Annotated in this window: 15 protein-coding genes; 5 read left to right on the top strand and 10 right to left on the bottom strand. The window is 58.8% G+C overall.

Translation table 11 applies throughout. The features are described 5' to 3' along the window. Positions 1-112: 112 nt before the first annotated feature. The 3 genes from PL599_RS02910 to PL599_RS02900 form a co-directional block, all read right to left on the bottom strand. On the bottom strand, positions 113-1,093 hold the full coding sequence (locus PL599_RS02910) for a 3'-5' exonuclease (protein ID WP_142913937.1): 981 nt from the start codon (positions 1,091-1,093) through the stop codon (positions 113-115). A gap of 326 nt (positions 1,094-1,419) precedes the next feature. Then, positions 1,420-2,313, bottom strand: coding sequence for a transglycosylase SLT domain-containing protein (locus tag PL599_RS02905; RefSeq protein WP_142913938.1), 894 nt, complete (start codon positions 2,311-2,313; stop codon positions 1,420-1,422). A 321-nt stretch (positions 2,314-2,634) separates the two neighbouring features. Then, positions 2,635-4,419 (bottom strand): methyl-accepting chemotaxis protein, encoded by a 1,785-nt coding sequence (locus PL599_RS02900; RefSeq protein ID WP_269824049.1) that lies wholly within the window; start codon positions 4,417-4,419, stop codon positions 2,635-2,637. A gap of 275 nt (positions 4,420-4,694) precedes the next feature. On the opposite strand from PL599_RS02900, the gene PL599_RS02895 reads away from it, so the two are divergent. The 5 genes from PL599_RS02895 to PL599_RS02875 all read left to right on the top strand — a co-directional run bounded on the left by PL599_RS02895 (position 4,695) and on the right by PL599_RS02875 (position 9,788). Beyond that, positions 4,695-5,168, top strand: a complete 474-nt coding sequence (locus PL599_RS02895) for a VOC family protein (RefSeq protein ID WP_142913940.1) — start codon at positions 4,695-4,697, stop codon at positions 5,166-5,168. A gap of 259 nt (positions 5,169-5,427) precedes the next feature. After that, entirely contained in the window at positions 5,428-6,771 is a 1,344-nt protein-coding gene (locus PL599_RS02890; RefSeq protein ID WP_269824050.1) for an extracellular solute-binding protein, read from the top strand. Positions 6,772-6,852: 81 nt separating this feature from the next. Further along, positions 6,853-7,743, top strand: coding sequence for a carbohydrate ABC transporter permease (locus PL599_RS02885; protein ID WP_077984174.1), 891 nt, complete (start codon positions 6,853-6,855; stop codon positions 7,741-7,743). A gap of 7 nt (positions 7,744-7,750) precedes the next feature. Further along, positions 7,751-8,635, top strand: coding sequence for an ABC transporter permease subunit (locus PL599_RS02880; protein ID WP_137412083.1), 885 nt, complete (start codon positions 7,751-7,753; stop codon positions 8,633-8,635). A 31-nt stretch (positions 8,636-8,666) separates the two neighbouring features. Next, positions 8,667-9,788, top strand: coding sequence for a sn-glycerol-3-phosphate import ATP-binding protein UgpC (locus tag PL599_RS02875; protein WP_269824051.1), 1,122 nt, complete (start codon positions 8,667-8,669; stop codon positions 9,786-9,788). A gap of 114 nt (positions 9,789-9,902) precedes the next feature. Here the strand turns inward: PL599_RS02875 and PL599_RS02870 are convergent, their stop codons facing one another. From PL599_RS02870 to PL599_RS02840, 7 genes are all read right to left on the bottom strand, one after another. Next, a complete protein-coding gene (locus PL599_RS02870) occupies positions 9,903-10,730 on the bottom strand; it encodes a carbohydrate ABC transporter permease (RefSeq protein ID WP_269824052.1) in 828 nt (275 codons plus the stop codon). Continuing rightward, positions 10,727-11,611 (bottom strand): carbohydrate ABC transporter permease, encoded by an 885-nt coding sequence (locus PL599_RS02865; RefSeq protein ID WP_162520600.1) that lies wholly within the window; start codon positions 11,609-11,611, stop codon positions 10,727-10,729. The genes PL599_RS02870 and PL599_RS02865 overlap by 4 nt, the downstream gene beginning before the upstream one ends. Before the next feature lie 67 nt (positions 11,612-11,678). Next, a complete protein-coding gene (locus PL599_RS02860) occupies positions 11,679-12,953 on the bottom strand; it encodes an extracellular solute-binding protein (RefSeq protein ID WP_269824053.1) in 1,275 nt (424 codons plus the stop codon). Positions 12,954-13,028: 75 nt separating this feature from the next. After that, a complete protein-coding gene (locus PL599_RS02855; protein WP_269824054.1) occupies positions 13,029-14,102 on the bottom strand; it encodes an ABC transporter ATP-binding protein in 1,074 nt (357 codons plus the stop codon). A gap of 7 nt (positions 14,103-14,109) precedes the next feature. After that, the gene (arfA, locus tag PL599_RS02850) at positions 14,110-15,621 is read right to left on the bottom strand and encodes an arabinosylfuranosidase ArfA (protein ID WP_269824055.1); all 1,512 of its coding nucleotides are present in this window, start codon (positions 15,619-15,621) and stop codon (positions 14,110-14,112) included. Between the two features lie 121 nt (positions 15,622-15,742). Beyond that, positions 15,743-16,672, bottom strand: a complete 930-nt coding sequence (locus tag PL599_RS02845) for an ArsR/SmtB family transcription factor (protein WP_269824056.1) — start codon at positions 16,670-16,672, stop codon at positions 15,743-15,745. Positions 16,673-16,854: 182 nt separating this feature from the next. Then, on the bottom strand, positions 16,855-18,147 hold the full coding sequence (locus PL599_RS02840) for an ABC transporter substrate-binding protein (RefSeq protein WP_269824057.1): 1,293 nt from the start codon (positions 18,145-18,147) through the stop codon (positions 16,855-16,857). Positions 18,148-18,178: the final 31 nt, after the last annotated feature.

Genomic DNA, 18,178 nt, shown 5'->3' with positions numbered 1-18,178 from the left:
TATTCTTCTGCGCTCCGGAAAGCTTTGCCCGGACTTGCCCAATTTTACGTCGATTGTTTTCGATTCATTGCAGAAATTGTATGCAATCCAAAAATCCGAAACGCCCCGCGCTTCACCCGGCCTTGAACCGGTCGAAAGCGGTGAGATATTTGACCGTGGGATCGGCATCCCAGCGGTAAATTTCGGTCCGCAGGAAATGCAGTTCCTCTTCGAGCTTTTCCTCCGGCAGTTCGACCCACCAGGATTTCGGCCGTCCATCGGAACCGTCGGACCAGCGATAGCCCCGTTTTTTCAGATGATCCTTCATGTCGAACGGGCTGTTTTCCGCGTAGAGGCGCACCCTTGAGCGCAGGCTCGCCTCATGGAGTTCTGCAAACGGCGTTCTACTCTGGCCAGGGCGCGTCTGCTCCAGCACTTCCAGCAGGGCGAAACAATCGTCCACCGCACGATGGCCGTCGTGGAAATAGCCGGATTGCCCGATCAGATAACCGAGTTTGTTGCCTTCGAAACCACGCGCGCGCCAGTCAATTTCCGAAACGGAGCAGGCCCATGCCTTGTCGCGGAAGATCGGCGAGAAGGCCTCGCAAAAGGGGCGGTCGAAACCGGCATTGTGGGCGATGATCAGATCGGCATGGGCAATGAGGGAGGTCAGCCGGCCCATGTCTATCGACTGCCCCGCGACCATCTCGTCGGTGATCCCGGTCAGACGGGTGATTTCTTCGGGAATGGCGATACCAGGCTGCCGCAACCCGCCATAGATGCCTGTGACATCGCCGATTGTGCCGTTATCGTCGAATGTGAAGGTGATGACGCCGATTTCGATGATCTCGTCGGTGCGATGGTCGAGGCCCGTCGTTTCCGTATCGAGGATCACGCCCTGACGGGCGAATTCCGGCCTTGGCCGATCGATGACCGCGCGCGGCTGCAACCGGCGCAGGATACGATAATTACCGGTGGATTCAAGATAAGCAGCAAGGGCCTCATCGTCCGTAGCGGTCTTTTGGGTCGTTTCGCGACCACCCGCTTTTCGCCCTCTTTCAGCCTGCGGAAGCCGCGCTGCCGCGGGAGAGAAAAAATCCAACTGGGAGGTCATAATGCGCCTGTCCGCCTTGCCCGGAAATCAAGATTGAGTATTCCAACATATGCGCACGGGCTCACAGTAACAACCGCACTGAGCCTCATCCACAGAAACGGGATAGGCAGACAGTCGCGATTTCGCTTTGAGATATCTGGCGACCGGGACGGCTATAACGGCCCGCCTCACGACGCCGGACGATTGAGACTATCCGCGCAATTGCCGCAATTGCCAATGATCTCGGTCGTCCTGGTGCTGAAGCCGGCATAGGTCTGAAGCCGATCAACTTGTTATGATCAGCCCCTTCGCGGGAAGCCGATCTACCGGTCCGGCGCGCGCCGTTTTTACCTGTTGCGGAACACGGTGCAGGGAACGCCCGCCCGCCGGATATCGCCACAAAGCGCGTTGGCTTCAGCTCTGGTTTCCCGGCCGATGCGGGCGGCATAACGCGGCCGCGAACCGAAATTGCCGCCCCGCTGCCGCACGATCAAAGCCCGCTCGGCATTCAGCGGCTCCGAAAGCTGCAGGATCGCCCGGGTGAAAAGCCGGTTCGCCACGGCCGGATTATAATGCGCCGCAAGCTGCACGCCCCAGGGCGCCCAGTCGGCCGATGCAATGAGAACGGGATCTTTCATGGTGCGGGTGTCGGCGAGACGCACGCAGGCATCGAGAAAGGAACGGTTGTCATCCAGCGCCGGCGCAGCCTTTTCCGGCGGATTGTCCTTCCATGTCTCCACCGGATAACCGGTGATCGCGAACACATAATCGCGGGTTTCGGTGGGCAGGCGGCCGTTGGCGATGAAATTCCGCAAGCCCGCCTCCCCCGCATTGTAAGCTGCGGCGGCAAGGCCGAAATTGCCGAACTGCACGTTCAATTCGGAGAGATATCGGGAAGATGCCTCAAGCGCGGCGATGATGTTGAAACTGTCTTCGAGACCGCGCAACCGCGCCGTTCCCGGCATGAACTGGGCAATGCCCTCCGCCCCCTTCGGGCTGACCGCACTCGCCCGGAACAGGCTTTCTCGCCAGATCAGCCGGGCGAAATAATCCGGCGGAACGGCATGGCGGACGGCGAGAACCTCAATGGCATGGCAAAGATCGTTATTGTAACTGTCGGCATTGATGCACAAATCCGGCGCGACATCATGGGTATAAGCGCAGGCAGTTTTTTCCCTGGCGGGCTCTTCGGCTTGCGCCGCCCCAAAGGCTGCGGTCAGCAGACACAGGGCAAGAGCCATGCGGCTTGTCGATATCCCTGCCAAGCGAAAGTCCCCGAAAACTCCAGACACGATGTGCCGATTATCGGCCAATCCGGAAGATATGCCCAGCTTTGCGGCTTGTCATCACGTATCGAACATCGAACGGACTGGCGCGATCGGACGGGACGAGGACGGCGGGCAGCCACTTTCAAGTCAGTAATGGACCGTCAATATTCTCTCGACGTCATCATCGGCCCTGTGCCACTGCCATCAGGAATTTAAACCGGATGGCAGTGGCACAGGACCGATGACGAGAGAATATGGGCTCACCACCGGCTTCACAGGAACTGAGGCCTCACTCTAAAAGTCCTGCCACTCCTCATGCTTGACGGCAACCGCAGCGGAACCGCGCGCTGCAAGCGGGCGGGATGCGCTGCGATGCGAGCTCGCCGGCGCAGATTGCTGCTCGAAGCCGCTGCGCGCAGAGGCGGAGGAGCGCGGAGTGTCATCGAACCGGAATTGCCCGAGAAGTTCGAACAGGGCCGCCGCTTCCCGCGCAAGGCTGTGGCTTGCGGCGGTCTGCTCCTCGACCATGGCGGCGTTCTGCTGGGTGCCCTGATCCACAGTGTTGACCGCCTGATTGATTTCCGCAAGCGCCGTGGACTGTTCGCGCGCGGCATCGACAATCGCGACGACATTGGTGTTGATGTCATGCACCTGCTCGGCGATCTCCTGCAGGGCCGAGCCGGCCCTGGTGACAAGGCCGACACCGTTCTCCACCTGCGCCCCGGAGGCATTGATCAGGCTCTTGATTTCCTTGGCAGCCGTTGCCGAACGCTGTGCGAGTTCGCGAACCTCCTGCGCAACCACGGCAAAACCCTTGCCCGCCTCGCCGGCACGGGCGGCTTCAACACCTGCATTCAATGCCAGAAGATTGGTCTGGAAGGCGATTTCGTCGATCACGCCGATAATGTTGGAAATCTCTCGCGATGATTTTTCGATCTGGTCCATGGCGCCGATCGCATCGCGCACCACCTGGCCCGAATGTTCCGCGTGGTCACGGGCGCGGGCAACGATCTTGCCAGCCTCTTCGGCGCGGCGGCTGGAATCGTTGACGGCGGTGGTGATTTCCTCCAGTGCAGCTGCCGTTTCTTCGATGGAGGCGGCCTGCTGCTCCGTGCGTCTGGCGAGATCGTCGGCAGCAGACCTGATCTCGTTGGAACCGGAAGAAATGGCGCCTGCATTTTCAGACACCAGCGTCATGGCCCTTTTCAGCTTTTCCGAAGCCGCGTTGAAATCCGTGCGCAATCTTTCAAGCGAGGGGATGAAGGGCTTGTCGATGTTCTGGGCAAGATCGCCCTCGGCCAGATCGGTGAGGCACTGCGCCAGCTTTTCGACATTCTCGACGCGGCCGGTCACGTCAGTCGCGAATTTGACGACCTTGAACACCTTGCCGTTGAGATCGAAGATCGGGTTATAGGACGCCTGAATGAAGACCTTGCGGCCGCCCTTGCCAAGCCGCATGAACTCGTCCGCCACGAGATCGCCGCCGGCCAGCCTTTCCCAGAACTGCTTATATTGCGGCGACTGCGTATAGGCCGGTTCGCAGAACATGGAATGGTGCCTGCCCTGCACCTCCGCCAGCGAATAACCGAGCGCGGCCAGAAAATTCTCGTTTGCGGTCAAAACCTCGCCGTTCGGGGAGAATTCAATGATGGCTTGCGCCCGAGACAGGGCGTCGATCTTGCCCGCGTCTTCCGCCGCCTTCAGTTTGCGGTCGGTAATATCGGTGGCGATCTTGACCACTTTCACCGGCTTGCCGCGACGAAACACCGGATTGTAGGACGCCTCGATCCAGACTTCCCGGCCGCCCTTGCCGATGCGCTTATATTGCCGCTGATCGAACTGACCGGCCGAAAGCTTGGACCAGAAGGCCCTGTAATCCTCAGAAGACACGACCGCAGGTTCCACGAACATGCTGTGGTGCCTGCCGAGGATTTCCGAAAGCTCGTAACCGAGCGCCCGACAGAAATTCTCGTTGGCGTTGAGAATTTTTCCCGAAAGGTCGAATTCAATGATGGCCTGGGATTTGGAAAGCGCGGCAAGAACCGCAAAAGCATTGGCACCACGATCAAGAATACTCACGCGCAGTCCTCCATTAGAAAGGGATGATTTCTATTCAAAATCATTAGTGAATATTATGATTGCATTCTTAAATAATATTTAAGGATAAAGTTGATGTTCGTCATCTGCGGTTGCGGAAACCGTGGCAGAGTGGTGTCTGTCGATGTTCCCTTGCCGCCGTTCTTTTTTGGAACGTTCGGCGCATGGTCGCATTCTATACCGAATGGGGAACCGGCAATTGCCGGCGCATTTACGTGCCGGCACGAGGGCGATTTCAACTTGGGAGGAACACACAGATGGAAAAGAACACGATCTGTATCTGGTACGACAAGGATGCCGAGGCCGCGGCCAGATTTTACGCCGAAACCTTTCCGGATAGCGCGGTAACCGGTGTTCACCATGCGCCGAGCGACTTTCCCTCCGGTAAGAAGGGAGACGTGCTGACGGTGCAGTTCACCGTTGCAGGCATCCCCTGCATCGGCCTCAATGGCGGACCGGTCTTCAAGCAGAGCGAGGCTTTCTCCTTCCAGATATCGACCGAAGACCAGGAAGAAACCGACCGTTACTGGAACGCCATCGTCGGCAATGGCGGTGAGGAAAGCGCCTGCGGCTGGTGCAAGGATAGATGGGGCGTTTCCTGGCAGATCACGCCGCGCGTGCTGATGGAGGCCATGGCCGCCGGCGGCGCGGAGGCCAAACGCGCCTTCGACGCGATGATGGACATGAAGAAAATCGACGTCGCCGCCATCGAGGCTGCACGTCGCGGATGACTGGAAAAAGCTGCTCAGCAGTAAGTAGCGACGCAATCCGGAAACAGTAAGCGCTTGATAAACAAGGTTACATTCCGATTTTCCGCATTTGTCGCACTTTTTTCGCCGCGCAGAATACACTGCGCGGCCAGTCATCATAAAACGTTCAACAAAATGTAAGCGATCCGTTAAATACGACTGTTAGCAGAGCCCGTGGCTACGTGCCGGGGACATGAGGTCCTTGCCGAGCAGGCCATCATTCCATCAACGGGGCTAACTCATGAAATCTTCCGCTCTGACTTCCTTCGTGGCCGGCGTCGCCATCGCCGCCGCCTTCGGCGCCACGGCCGCCCAGGCAGAAAAGACCAAGTTCGAATTCTGGTACGGTCTTTCCGGCGATCTCGGCGACCGCGTGCAGGAAACCTGCAAGAAGTTCAACGAATCCCAGACCGAATTCGAGATCGTCTGCACCTCGCAAAACGATTACGAATCCACCCTGCAGAACACCATTGCCGCGTATCGTGCCAAGAAGCAGCCCGCCATCACCCAGATTTATGACGCCGGCACGCTGGACATGATGCTGTCCAAGGCTTTCGTTCCAGCCAAGAAGCTGATGGCTGACAATGGTTACAAGATCGACTGGGACAATTACTTCCCCGGCATCGCCAATTATTACGCCACGGCCGCAGGCGAGCTGAATTCCTTCCCCTATAATTCTTCGACCGCGATGTTCTATTACAACGTCGATGCTTTCGAAAAAGCCGGCATCACCTTCAAGCCCGACACATGGGAACAGGTCGAAGAAGCTTCCAAGAAGCTGAAAGCCGCCGGTTTCGAATGCCCGCTCGCGTTTAACTTCGACACATGGATGCTGATGGAGCAATTCTCCGCCATCCACAACCAGCCGATCGCCACCAGGGCGAATGGTTATCAGGGCCTCGACGCGGAACTTGCGATCAACAAGACCAAGTTCGTCGACCATGTGAAATTCTTCAAGAAGATGCAGGACGAGAAGCTGTTCGTCGTCAAGACCAAGCAGCTCGGCATGGATATCCTGCCGGCCTTCACCTCCCAGACCTGCCAGATGTTCATGACCTCCATCGCCAACCACGGCACCGTTGGCAAATCCATGCCGGAAGGCGTGAAGTGGGACGTCGCCATGCTGCCGATCTGGAAGGGCACGGAGCGTCACAACTCGCTGGTGGGCGGCGCTTCACTATGGGTCATGGCCGGTCGTCCGGAAGCCGAATACAAGGGTGCGGCCGCATTCCTGAACTTCATCGCCCAGCCTGATATGGTTGAATGGTGGTCGACGGTCACCGGTTACATTCCGGTCACCAAGACCGGCTTCGACGCCATGAAGGCCAACGGTTTTTACGACAAGGCTCCCTATAAGGGCCGCGAAAAGGCCATCGAAAGCCTGACGTTCACGCCGCCTTCCGACTATACCCGCGGCATCCGCCTCGGCGGTTTCACGCAGATCCGCAAGGAAGTCGCCACCTCGCTCGAAGCCATCTTCATGCAGAACGCGGATATCCAGGCTGAACTCGACAAGGCCGTCGAGCGCGCCAATACCGGCCTGCGCCGCTTCGAAAAGACCTATGAAGGCGCCAAGCTGAACTAAGCCCGCTTTCATCGCCGTCAAAGGCCTGTCCGGACATGGTTCGGGCAGGCCCGCCGAATTCTCGAACCCTGCCGGTTTCCAATGGAAAAGCGTACCGTCTTCAAAAGCACATGGCTGCCTGTGCTCTTCGCCCTGCCGCAGTTCCTGCTCATCCTCTTGTTCTTCTATTGGCCGGTTGCGGCGGTGCTGAACTGGGCATTCACCCTGGAGCCGCCTTTCGGCGGCCAGGCGGAATTCGTCGGTTTAGCCAATTTCATCGAAACCTTCGGCGATCCGCTTTATTGGCAATCGATCCTCACCAGCCTGATATTTGCGGTGGCCGGGCCGTTTTTCGCGATCCTCATCGGCCTTGTGCTCGCCCTTGCGGTCGATCGCCAGCTTCCCGGCTCCGGCTTTTTCCGGGTGCTTTATATCCTGCCCTACGCGATTGCCGGTCCCGCCGCCGGCATGGCCTTCCGCTTCATCCTGTCGCCGGAACGCGGCATCGCCGCATCGCTGAATTCCTGGTGGCCCGATATCTGGAACCCTGCAAAATACGGCGAGCACGCGCTCATCCTTGTCATCGTCATCTTCATCTGGAAATGGGCGGGCTACACCTTCATCTTCCTGTTCGCCGGCCTGCAATCCGTGCCGCGTTCGCTGACGGAGGCCGCCGCCATGGACGGCTCCGGGCCCGTTCGCCGCGCCATCGACATTCAGGTGCCGCTGCTGGCCCCGACCCTGTTCTTTCTCACCGTCATCATGATGACCGAAGGTTTCGTTGGCGCCGATACGTTCGGCATCGTCGCCTCCACCACGGAGGGCGGCCCCAACCACGCCACCGAAGTGATGGTCTACCGCATCGTCAGCGAGGCCTTCGAGGGACTGAACTATTCCGGCGCCTCGGCGCAGAGCCTCGTCCTCATCGGCCTCATCATGGTCTTCACCTTCATCCAGTTCCGCTTTGTCGAGCGGCAAGTCCATTACAAGTGAGGCGGCGATGATCCAGCGCACACCCTACGCCGACGCCCTGACCTATGCGATCATGGTGGCCGGTTTCTTCCTGCTCATCGGCCCCTTCATCGTCGTCATTTCCGGCGCCAGCCAGTCGGTCCAGCAGGTCAACAGCGTCCCCTTCAACTTCATGCCGCAGGGCGAATTCTTCACAAATGCACAGGCGGCATGGCAACGCGCCAATCTCGGCAATGCCCTCCTCAACAGCATGATCATGGCAACACTGGTGACCATCGGCAAGGTGGCCCTTTCGGCCTTCACCGCCTTTGCCATCGTATTCTTCCGCTCGCCGCTCAGGCATCTGTTCTTCTGGACGGTGTTCATCACCCTTATGCTGCCGCTCGAAGTGCGCGTGGTGCCAACCTATTCGGTCGCCGCCGATGTTTTCCAGCCGTTCCGCTCGATCCTCGGCCTGTTCGGCATCGAGATCACCCTCGAATGGAACCTGCTGAACTCCTATGCCGGCCTCACCCTTCCGCTGATCGCCACCGCCACCGGCACCTTTCTTTACCGGCAGTTCTTCATGACGATCCCGGACGAACTGGCGGAAGCCGCGCGCATGGACGGTTCCGGTGCGGCACGTTTCTTTGTGGATATGCTGCTGCCACTGTCGCGCACCAACATGCTGGCGCTCACCACCATCATGTTCGTTTATGCCTGGAACCAGTATCTGTGGCCGCTGCTGATGATCACCGACCCGTCCTACAAGACGGTGATGATGTCGCTGCGCGCGCTTCTGCCCGCCGATGACGGCACGCCGGACTGGAACGTCACGCTGGCCGGTTCCCTCATTATCATCCTGCCGCCGCTCCTCGTCGTGGCCTTCCTGCAACGCTGGTTCGTCCGCGGTCTCGTCTCGTCCGACAAGTGACAGCGCGGCTTTCAACAAAGGTTTTATAATCATGGCTCAGATCGATATCCGTCAGGTCCGCAAATCCTATGGCAAGACGCCCACCCTGCACGGCGTGGACCTCTATTTCGGTTCCGGCGAATTCGTCGTCATCCTCGGCCCCTCGGGCTGCGGCAAATCCACGCTTCTGCGCATGATCGCCGGTCTGGAGGATATCACCTCCGGCGAGATCGCCATTGGCGGGCGTGTGGTCAACATGCTGGAACCGCGTGAGCGCGGGTGCGCCATGGTGTTCCAGAACTACGCGCTTTATCCGCATATGTCAGTTGCCGGTAATATCGGCTATGCGCTGAAAGTCGCCGGCGTTGCGAAAGCCGAACGCCAGCGCCGCATTGAGGAGACAGCAAAGATCGTCGGCCTTTCCGATTATCTGGAGCGCAAGCCGGCAGCCCTTTCCGGCGGCCAGCGCCAGCGCGTCGCCATGGCCCGCGCCATCATCCGCGAACCTGCGGTGTTTCTGTTCGACGAGCCGCTCTCCAACCTCGACGCCAAGCTGCGCGTGACCATGCGCGCGGAAATCCGCAAGCTGCACCAGCGCCTCTCCGCCACCTCCATCTTCGTCACTCATGATCAGGTGGAGGCCATGACGCTGGCCGACCGGCTGGTCGTAATGAACAAGGGCATTGTCGAGCAGGTCGGCCATCCGCTGGATATTTATCACCGCCCGGCCAGCACCTTCGTGGCGTCCTTCATCGGCTCGCCGGCCATGAACCTGTTCAGCACAAGGGTGGAGGTGGAATCCCCCGCCGTGATGCTGAATGGCGCGCCGGTGAAACTATTCCCCGAAATCGCGCTGGAACTGCGCGGTCGCGACGTCACGGTCGGCATCCGCCCGGAGCAGTGCGTGGTCAGCACGGATGGCGCCGGCGTACCGGCGGTTGTTGATTTCGTCGAAGAATTGGGCTCGGGCCGCATCGTGCATGCCGATATCGCAGGCGAGACCTTTTCCGCCGCCATCGGTGAGGACCTTTCCGTAAAACCCGGCCAGCGCATCCATCTCGATCTTCCACCCGCCCATCTTCATTTTTTCGATCCGGCCACCGGCAAACGGATCGAAGCGGAAGGTATGGCGGAGACCCCCCGAAGCATAAACGAGAAGCTGCTCGCGGTTTGAACCTTCTGCGAGACATGTCCGGCACGGTTTGGAATATTCTCTCTCCGCGCCGGACCCGCAATTAAGATCAAGCCTGTTTGGCAGGCGCGTCGCATCATGCGACGGGTCCGGCCGTCACCCTTTCACGCCTGACGAAATCATGATCGCTTCCGTTACGCGCCGCTGGAAGATGACATAGGCGATGATGACCGGCAGCGCCGCCAGCATGGCGATGGCCATCAGCCGCGCATAGGCGACCCCGAAAGTGTCGTTGACCTGGGTGATGCCAACAGGGATGGTCATCATGTTTTCCGAGGTGACGACGAGGAAGGGCCAGAAGAAGGCGTTCCACACCGTGATGAACGTCACAATCGCCATAGCGGTGGTGATGCCCCAGTTAAGCGGCAGATAGACCTTAAAAAGAATGGTATATTCGCCGCCGCCATCCAGAACCACCGCCTCGCGCATCTCCTTCGGCACGCTGTCGAAGAACTGCTTGTAGACAATGATGACGATGGGCGTGATGAGCTGCGGCAGGATGATGCCCGCCCAGGTGTTGATAAGGTTAAGGTTCTTCATCAGGATAAATTGCGTGACGACCAGCGTCTGCGCCGGCACCATGAAACTGGCCAGCACGATGCCATAAAGCAGCCGCCGGCCCGGAAAACGTATCTGCGACAGGGCATAAGCACATAACATCGAGATCAGCAGCACCGACACGGTGACGATGGCCGCCGTGCCAACGGAGTTGATGTACCAGTTCAGCAATTTCGTGTTGAAGATGGCGCTGACATAAGCGCTCAGCCGAAATTCATCGGGGATCAATGATGTGTTGCCGGCAACATTCTCATCCGAACGGATGGACGTCACGAACGTCCAGTAGAGCGGGAAAATCCAGACCAGTGCGGCCGAAAAGGTCAGCACGGTCAGGATAATGTTTTCTAGTCTTCTTGTGAGGCTCATGAGTTCCTCCGGATGCGCAGCAGCTGGAACTGGAGAATGGAAACGATCATGATCAGCAGGAACAGCACGGTCGCGACAGCGGAGGCGTAACCGCCATTGTTGAGCTGGAAGGCTTCACGATAGACCTTGAGAAGCAGCACGAAGCTGGAATTGAAGGGTCCGCCACCGCTGAGCAGATAAATCTGGTCGAATATCTTCAGTTGCAGGATCAGTTGCAGAGTGAGCACGAGAGCTGTCACCGGCCATAACAGCGGCCAGGTGACGCGCCAGAAGCGTTGCCACGTCGTTGCACCGTCCAGCGAGGCAGCCTCATAAAGCTCGGCCGGAATATTGCGAAGGCCCGCGATGAACAGCAACACGTTGAAGCCATTCGTCCACCAGATGGTGACGACGGCGACCATCGGCATCACCCAATATGGGTTCTTGAATACCGCGACCGGCTTTCCGGCAATCAGCGAAATCACCGGTTGGAGAATACCGAACTGCAGATCGAGCATCCATGCCCAGATTTCAGTGACGACAGACACCGGCAGCACATAGGGCAGGAAGAACAGGCTCATTGCGATCGTCTGCTTGACACCCGACAGGCGGCTGACGGCAAGAGCGATCATCAGGGCGATGACTGTTGTCGGCACGACAGTCAGAAGCACGAAATAGCCGTTATTCTTGAGGGAGGTGACGAAAAGCTTGTCACTCAGCAACTTGGTGTAGTTGGCCAGCCCTACCCAGTCACCGTCGCCAATCAGCGGCGCATTGGTAAAACTGATGCGCACCATCTCGATCAAAGGATAAAGGAAGAAGGTGACGAAGACCACGATGAACGGCGTCACCATCGACAGCGCGATCAGCGATTTCTTGCGCCGGTTTTCAATCATAGCCATGGGATATCTCCGGGACCTCATGCATTGCAGGCACCCTCCGGCCATAGACCGGAGGGCTGGTTTCCTGTCACTTCAGCTTGCTTTGCAGTTCTTCCTTGATCTGTGCCACCGCATCCGTGCCACTCATGAAGCCCTGAATGGCCGGCGCGATGACGTTGAGCGCCGCATCATAGGCGGGTGAGGCAACGCCAGTGATCGTCGTTTTCGGATCGAACACCGCTGCTTCCGCAAGCGACGCATAGGTCGCATTCGGCTGCATCGCCTTGTAGTCGCTGCCTTCGGTGATCGATTTATAGGCCGGGATATGGCCGGCATCGGCCCAGCTGATGGCGTGTTTTTCCATCCAGCCGATCACTTTCATGACGGCTGCGCGCTTCTCACCCGAAACGGTCTTGTCGCCCTGGTTGGGGATGGCAAAGGCGTGTGAATCCGCCCAGGTGGCGCGTTTGCCCATGAAGGGTGGAACCTCGACCGCGCTCCATTTGAAGCCCAGCTTGTTGTTCTTCTCCAGATCCTTGTAGGTCGGCACTTCCCAGACGCCATTCAGCTGGAAGGCGGATTTCCCGGCAGAGAAAAGCGCGACGGAAGCAGGATATTCCGCCTGCTCGGGCGCCCAGCCGTTTTCACGCCATTTCGACATGGTGTCGATTGCCTTGGCGGCCTTTTCGGCATTGTCGCCGGCCAGAACCTCGCCATTGGTGACGAGTTCGCCGCCCTGTTGCGAGAACAACGTATAGAAGACACGCCAGACCCCGGCTTCTCCGCCGGACTGGTAGGTCACCGGTGTCTCGACGCCTTTCTCCTTCGCCCAGGCCAACGCCTTCTCAAAGTCATCCATCGTCTTGATGCCGGTCAGCTTGCCCTCGGCATCGATATAGGGCGAGCCTTGGAGAAGATCGGCATTGTAGTAAAGAATAAGCGCGTGAATATCGAAAGGCACGGCATAAAGCTTGCCGTCATGGGTCGCCGCCTCAAGCGGGGCGCTGAAGAAATCGTCTTTCTTCAGGCCAGCATCTTCAAGGTCCTTGTCGGTGATTTCGCTCAGCACCTTTTCCTGCAGCGCCAGGGGCGCGCGGGACAGGTGATAGGTCATGACGTCAGGGCCCTCGCCGACGGCTGAGGCGGTCCGCACCTTGGTATAAAAGGGCACGCCCCACTCCAGTGTCGTTCCCTTGACCTGAATATCCGGGTGCTCCTTGTTGAAAGCATCGATCAACGCCTTCATGCGCACGCCATCGCCGCCGGACAGAAAGTCCCACCAGACGATATCCTGTTTGGCCAGCGCCGGCAGGGCAGTCAAACCCAGAACCGTGCCAACAAGCAATGTCTTGATCAGTCGCATCGTGTACTCCTCCCGTTTATGTGGAAACACCCCTTGAAGAGGCGGTCTGCTCAATCGAAAGGCGCCTCCTCGCGCCTATCGCAATCTCTTGCCGTCGCTGTCGAACACCAGAATGTGTTCGGGCGAAGCGCTGAGCGACACGGACCGGCCATCCAGACTCTCGCGTGAGCCCTGCCGCTGCACGATGATTTCCTTGCCCGAGGGCGCGCGGGTGTAGAGATAGGAAACATCCCCCAGCTCCTCCGCCACCTCGACATTGACGGGCAAGGCGCCCTCCTGCGTTATCGTCAGATGCTCGGGCCGAACGCCGATCTCGACCCGCTGGCCGGCGGAAACAGGCTGCGAAAGCCGTGCTTCGAGATGTCTCTCGCCGCCATCGAGCGAAAGCGTCACGACGCCGTTTCGCTGTTCGACAATCTGCGCCTGCAGGAAGTTCATCGCCGGTGAGCCGATGAAGCCCGCGACGAACCGGTTGTCCGGATCGTCATAAAGGGTGAGCGGCGCACCCGCCTGCTGCACGACGCCGCCCTTCAGCACGAAAATCCTGTCCGCAAGCGTCATGGCCTCCACCTGGTCATGCGTGACATAGATCATCGTCGCGCCCAGCTTGCGGTGAAGCCGGGTCAGTTCCAGCCGCATCTGCACACGCAGTTCGGCGTCCAAATTGGACAGCGGTTCATCGAACAGGAATACCTTCGGCTGCCGGACAATGGCGCGGCCGATGGCCACGCGCTGCCTCTGCCCGCCGGAAAGCTGCGAGGGCCGTTTGTGCAGATGCTCCTCGAGCTGGAGGACGCGCGCGGCCTCGCCCACCCTCTCCGTCACCTCCGCCTTCGGCCGGCGCGCAAGACGCAGGCTGAACGCCATGTTCTCGAACACCGTCAGATGCGGATAGAGCGCATAGTTCTGGAACACCATCGCAACGCCGCGATCCGCCGGTTCGACTGCGGTGACATCACGCTCATCGATGGCGATGCGCCCGCCGCTGGTTTCCTCAAGGCCTGCGATCATGCGCAACAGGGTCGATTTTCCGCAGCCGGAAGGCCCCACGAAGACCGCAAAGCTGCCGGCTGGAATTTCCATCGAAACATCCCGGATCGCCGCGAAGGATCCGAAGGACTTGGCGACATTGTTGAGACGGACACCCATGGTCGCCTCACTGAACCTTCAGCCGAAGCACGTGATAGGACAGCGCTGGCACCGAACCCTTCAATGCCCCGTCCTCCACGGCGACGCCACTGCCCGGCACCGGCACGACGCGATCCGGCTGGTCCGGCCCGTTGCCGACACGCAAATCGTATCCCGCCATGGCCAGATGCAGGCTGAGCGTGGCGGATGAATAGCCGGTGAAGCTGACATCGATCTCCGCCGCTTCTGTCAGATGTCGGTTGAGCACGAACAGCGTCACCACGCCTTCCGCTTCGTCATAAACACCGGCAACATCGAGATATTTGACGTCATCGGCCGCGTTGCAATCGTAAGTCGGGCAATCGACGGCGATATTCAGCGCGACACCACGGCCATAAAGCGAGGCGAATTGATAGGGATAATAGATCGTCTGCCGCCAGGCCGGGCCGTTCTTTTCCGCCCGGATGGGGGCGATGACATTGACGAGCTGGGCGATGCAGGCGATGCGCACCCGGTCCGAACGGCGGATGAACTCGTTGAGCAGACCGGCGACGAACAGCGCATCCTCGAAGTTGTAAGTTTCCTCCAGAAGTGCGGGCGCTTCCGGCCAGTCCCAGCTCTTGATGCGTTTGCCGTCTTCTTCGCGGATGTGATACCAGACGTTCCATTCATCGAAGCAGATGGAAACATCGTTCTTGGCGCGTTTCTTCGCCTTCACGTAATCGATGACCCCGGCAATCGTCTGGATATAGCGCCCGGTTTCCTCGATCTTGCCGAAATAGTTCAGCGTGTCGCGGCTGCTATTGCCGAAATATTTGTGCAGCGAGATATGATCGACATTCTCGTAGCACTCCTCCAGCACCTGGCGCTCCCATTCGGGATAGGTCGGCATGCCGTCATTCGAACTGCCGCAGACAATCGCTTCAATCGTCGGGTCGAAGCCCTTGAAGGCCTTGGCGGTTTCATTGGCGAGGCGGCCATATTCCACAGCCGTCTTGTGGCCGATCTGCCAGGGGCCGTCCATCTCGTTGCCGAGGCACCACATTTTCACACCGTGGGGCTTTTCAGTGCCGTGGCTGCGGCGAAGATCGCTGAGAGCCGTGCCTCCTGGAAAGTTCACATATTCGAGGAAGTTGCGGGCATCGTCCAGCCCACGGGAACCGAGATTGACGGCGAGCATCATCTCGATGCCGGCCATCTGTGCCCAGTCGGCAAATTCATTGATGCCGATCTGGTTGGTTTCCTTCGAACGCCAAGCAAGGTCGAGACGGATGGGGCGCTGATCGCGCGGGCCGATGCCGTCTTCCCAGCGATAAGCTGACACGAAGTTGCCGCCGGGATAGCGGATCGCGGGAATTTTCAGATCCTGCACGAATTTCAGGACGTCTTTGCGAAAGCCATTCGCATCCGCCTGCGGATGGCCGGGCTCATAAATCCCACCATAGATCGCACGCCCCATATGCTCGATGAAGGCGGAATAAAGACGATCGTCGATACGCCCAATCCGGAAGTCCCGGTGGACTGAAACCCGCGCTTTCATAAGGCTCTCCTCCCTGCGCATTTATATCTTAAAATATGATATGAACCATATTTAATAATATAGTTGCCGAGGGAATCCGCGCCTGTCAACCGCGAAAATCATACTTTTGAAAATTGAGGGTTCAGCCCACGGTACGCAGGCGCAGGATGATGTCCTGATCGTAATTGCCAAAACCGCGGCCGAATATATTCAACCCGCCCGGATGTTTTGCATCGGCCTTGACCTCGATGCGCAAGCGGATGGAACGGTGGCTGGTCAGATCGATATCCGTCAGTGTCACATCCGAAATCCGGGTTCCGTCGACATAGGTTCCCTGTTCGGTGATGCGCCAGGTCTTGAGCATGCCATATTGGGAACCGGAGAGCTTCCACCAGTCCGGCGTAAACGTGCCGCGCTTGTCGCCGAAGTCGCCGGGTGAGGTCCACACCCCGATTTCCCGGCCGTTGACGGATAGCGTAATATCGGACGGCCAGTTGCTGTGCGTTCCGGGCACTTCGGAGCTGACCTCCATCGAAAACTCGATTTCCTCGACTTCCCGCCCCTGGATCTTGGCATTATTGGGGAATTGATATTCCACGAAGCCGGAGGTCAACCACAGAAGCGCCGTCTTCATGCGGTCTGGATCCATGAATGTATCGGGCACATCAAGCAGCCCGATAATTCCCTCCGGCGAGCAGATGCCGCAGGGCGCGGTGACCGAACTTTGGGTGTAAAGACCGAGCGGCATGGCGACCGCGATGTAATTTGATGTGACAGGCGCCTCGGGTTTTCGGAACGAAACGATGAGTTCGTCACAGGTGGCGAAGCAGATTTTCTGACTTCCCTTGCGCGCCTTGCGCGTTTCGGTTCGCAGAAGCCCCGCCTCCTCGAGAACGGCCACGCCGGCGGAAACGGTGGACTGGGGGAGTTCCAGTCTCTGTGCAATTTCGTTGACGTTGAGGCCGCTCGCCTCATGCAGCAGCTTTAATATTTGCACGCGGATCAGCGACGCCGCCGCCTTCAGGACATCGAATTCTTTTTCAGCATCAACGAGGAGAAAATTGGGCGCCATATTCTAATCTTCAGATTTATCGATCCAGATCAGAATTTCTGGCTTAAATGCCATGCACTTGTCCAGTGCTGTTTGTCATACAGGCGCCTTTGAAAGGCATGAAGCGCCATTCAGCCCGGGCGCTTCACAAAAAAGAGCACCGCCACATGGCTCGACACCGTGTGGCGGCGCCCGTTTCGTCGTCAGCCGCGCTTGCGCAGGGTCCGCGTGCCGGTGTCGACGAGATTTTGCGCCGCTTCATCCACGCTGGCGCGGCCGAAGGCGAGCGAATCGGCGATGGGGCGCATCACGCCACGGTCGAACTCGTTGGCGCCGATCGGGGCGGGTTCCGGATAGGCATCGGTCTTTCCGGACAGGCTTTCGATATAATCCACCGTCTTGCGCTCGGTCTCATTGAGCGTCGGCAACAGGGCCTCGCGCACGGCCTTGGCCGGCGGCACGCCACGTTCGACGCCGAGCGCCTTGCCGGCTTCCAGATCGTTGACAAAGAAGTTAATGAACTTCGCCGCCGCTTCCGCATTGGTCGAGGTGGACGAAATGGACCAGATGAGTCCCGGCCGGTAATAATGACCGGTCGGTTTGCCCGGCCCCTCGCCCGGCAGCATGCCGATGGACAGCGTTTGTTTATTGAGCTTCTGATAACCGACAAGCTGATTGGAATAGGCAAAGCCGATAGCCGAATTGCCGAGCGTCAGGGCGTTGGATTCGATGGTATTGTCGTCACGGGTCTGAATGTCGGCGGAAACGCAGAGCTTGTTCTCGCGCAAATCCTCCCAATAGGCGAACCATTCCTTGGCGTCTTCCTTGTTGAAGCCGACGGTGCCATCCTGAAACAGCAGCTTGCCGCGCTGGCGCAGCCAGACATCGAAAACATAATGATAACGCGCGCCATAGGGCACGGCCCAGTAGTTCCGTTTTGCCGGACCGTTCTTCTTGAAATCGCGCGCCAGTTCCGAAAGCGCCTTCCAGGTGATCTGGTCCTGCGGCACGGAAACGCCGGCTTCCTTCAGCGTGTCGGCGTCATACATCATGCAGAAGGAATTCAGCCCGAGGCCGACGCCGTAAAGCTTGCCGTCGATGCGGCAGAGATCGACCTCGCTTTTGCCGAAGGTGGAAAGATCAAGCGACTTGCCGACGAACTGGTCCAGCTCCATGCAGGCGCCACGGCCGGAATAATCGGCAATGGTGGAAGGTTCGAGCTGGAAGATATCGGCGACGTTGCGCCCCGCCATCGATGTCGCAAGCTTGGTCCAGTAATCGGAACCGGCGATCATTTCGCCGCTGATCTCCGTTTGCGGGTTTGCCTTCTGGTAAAGGGCGATCACGTCGTTAGTGCGCTTGCTGCGGTCGGCAGATCCCCACCATACGCAGCGAAGCCGGGTTTCGGCCGCGGCCGCGCGAAAACCGCCCGCCGCCACGCCGAGACCGGCCAGCGCCGCCGTCACCAAAAATCCACGTCTGTCGATAGTTTGCATCTGCTCCTCCCGCGTTTTGCAAATTTTTCAC

The sequence above is a fragment of the Agrobacterium sp. ST15.16.055 genome (assembly GCF_027956555.1).
In the GTDB taxonomy this organism is placed as follows: domain Bacteria; phylum Pseudomonadota; class Alphaproteobacteria; order Rhizobiales; family Rhizobiaceae; genus Agrobacterium; species Agrobacterium salinitolerans.
Note: the sequence above shows the minus strand (reverse complement) of the source record. Positions and strands in the feature narration are given on the sequence as shown.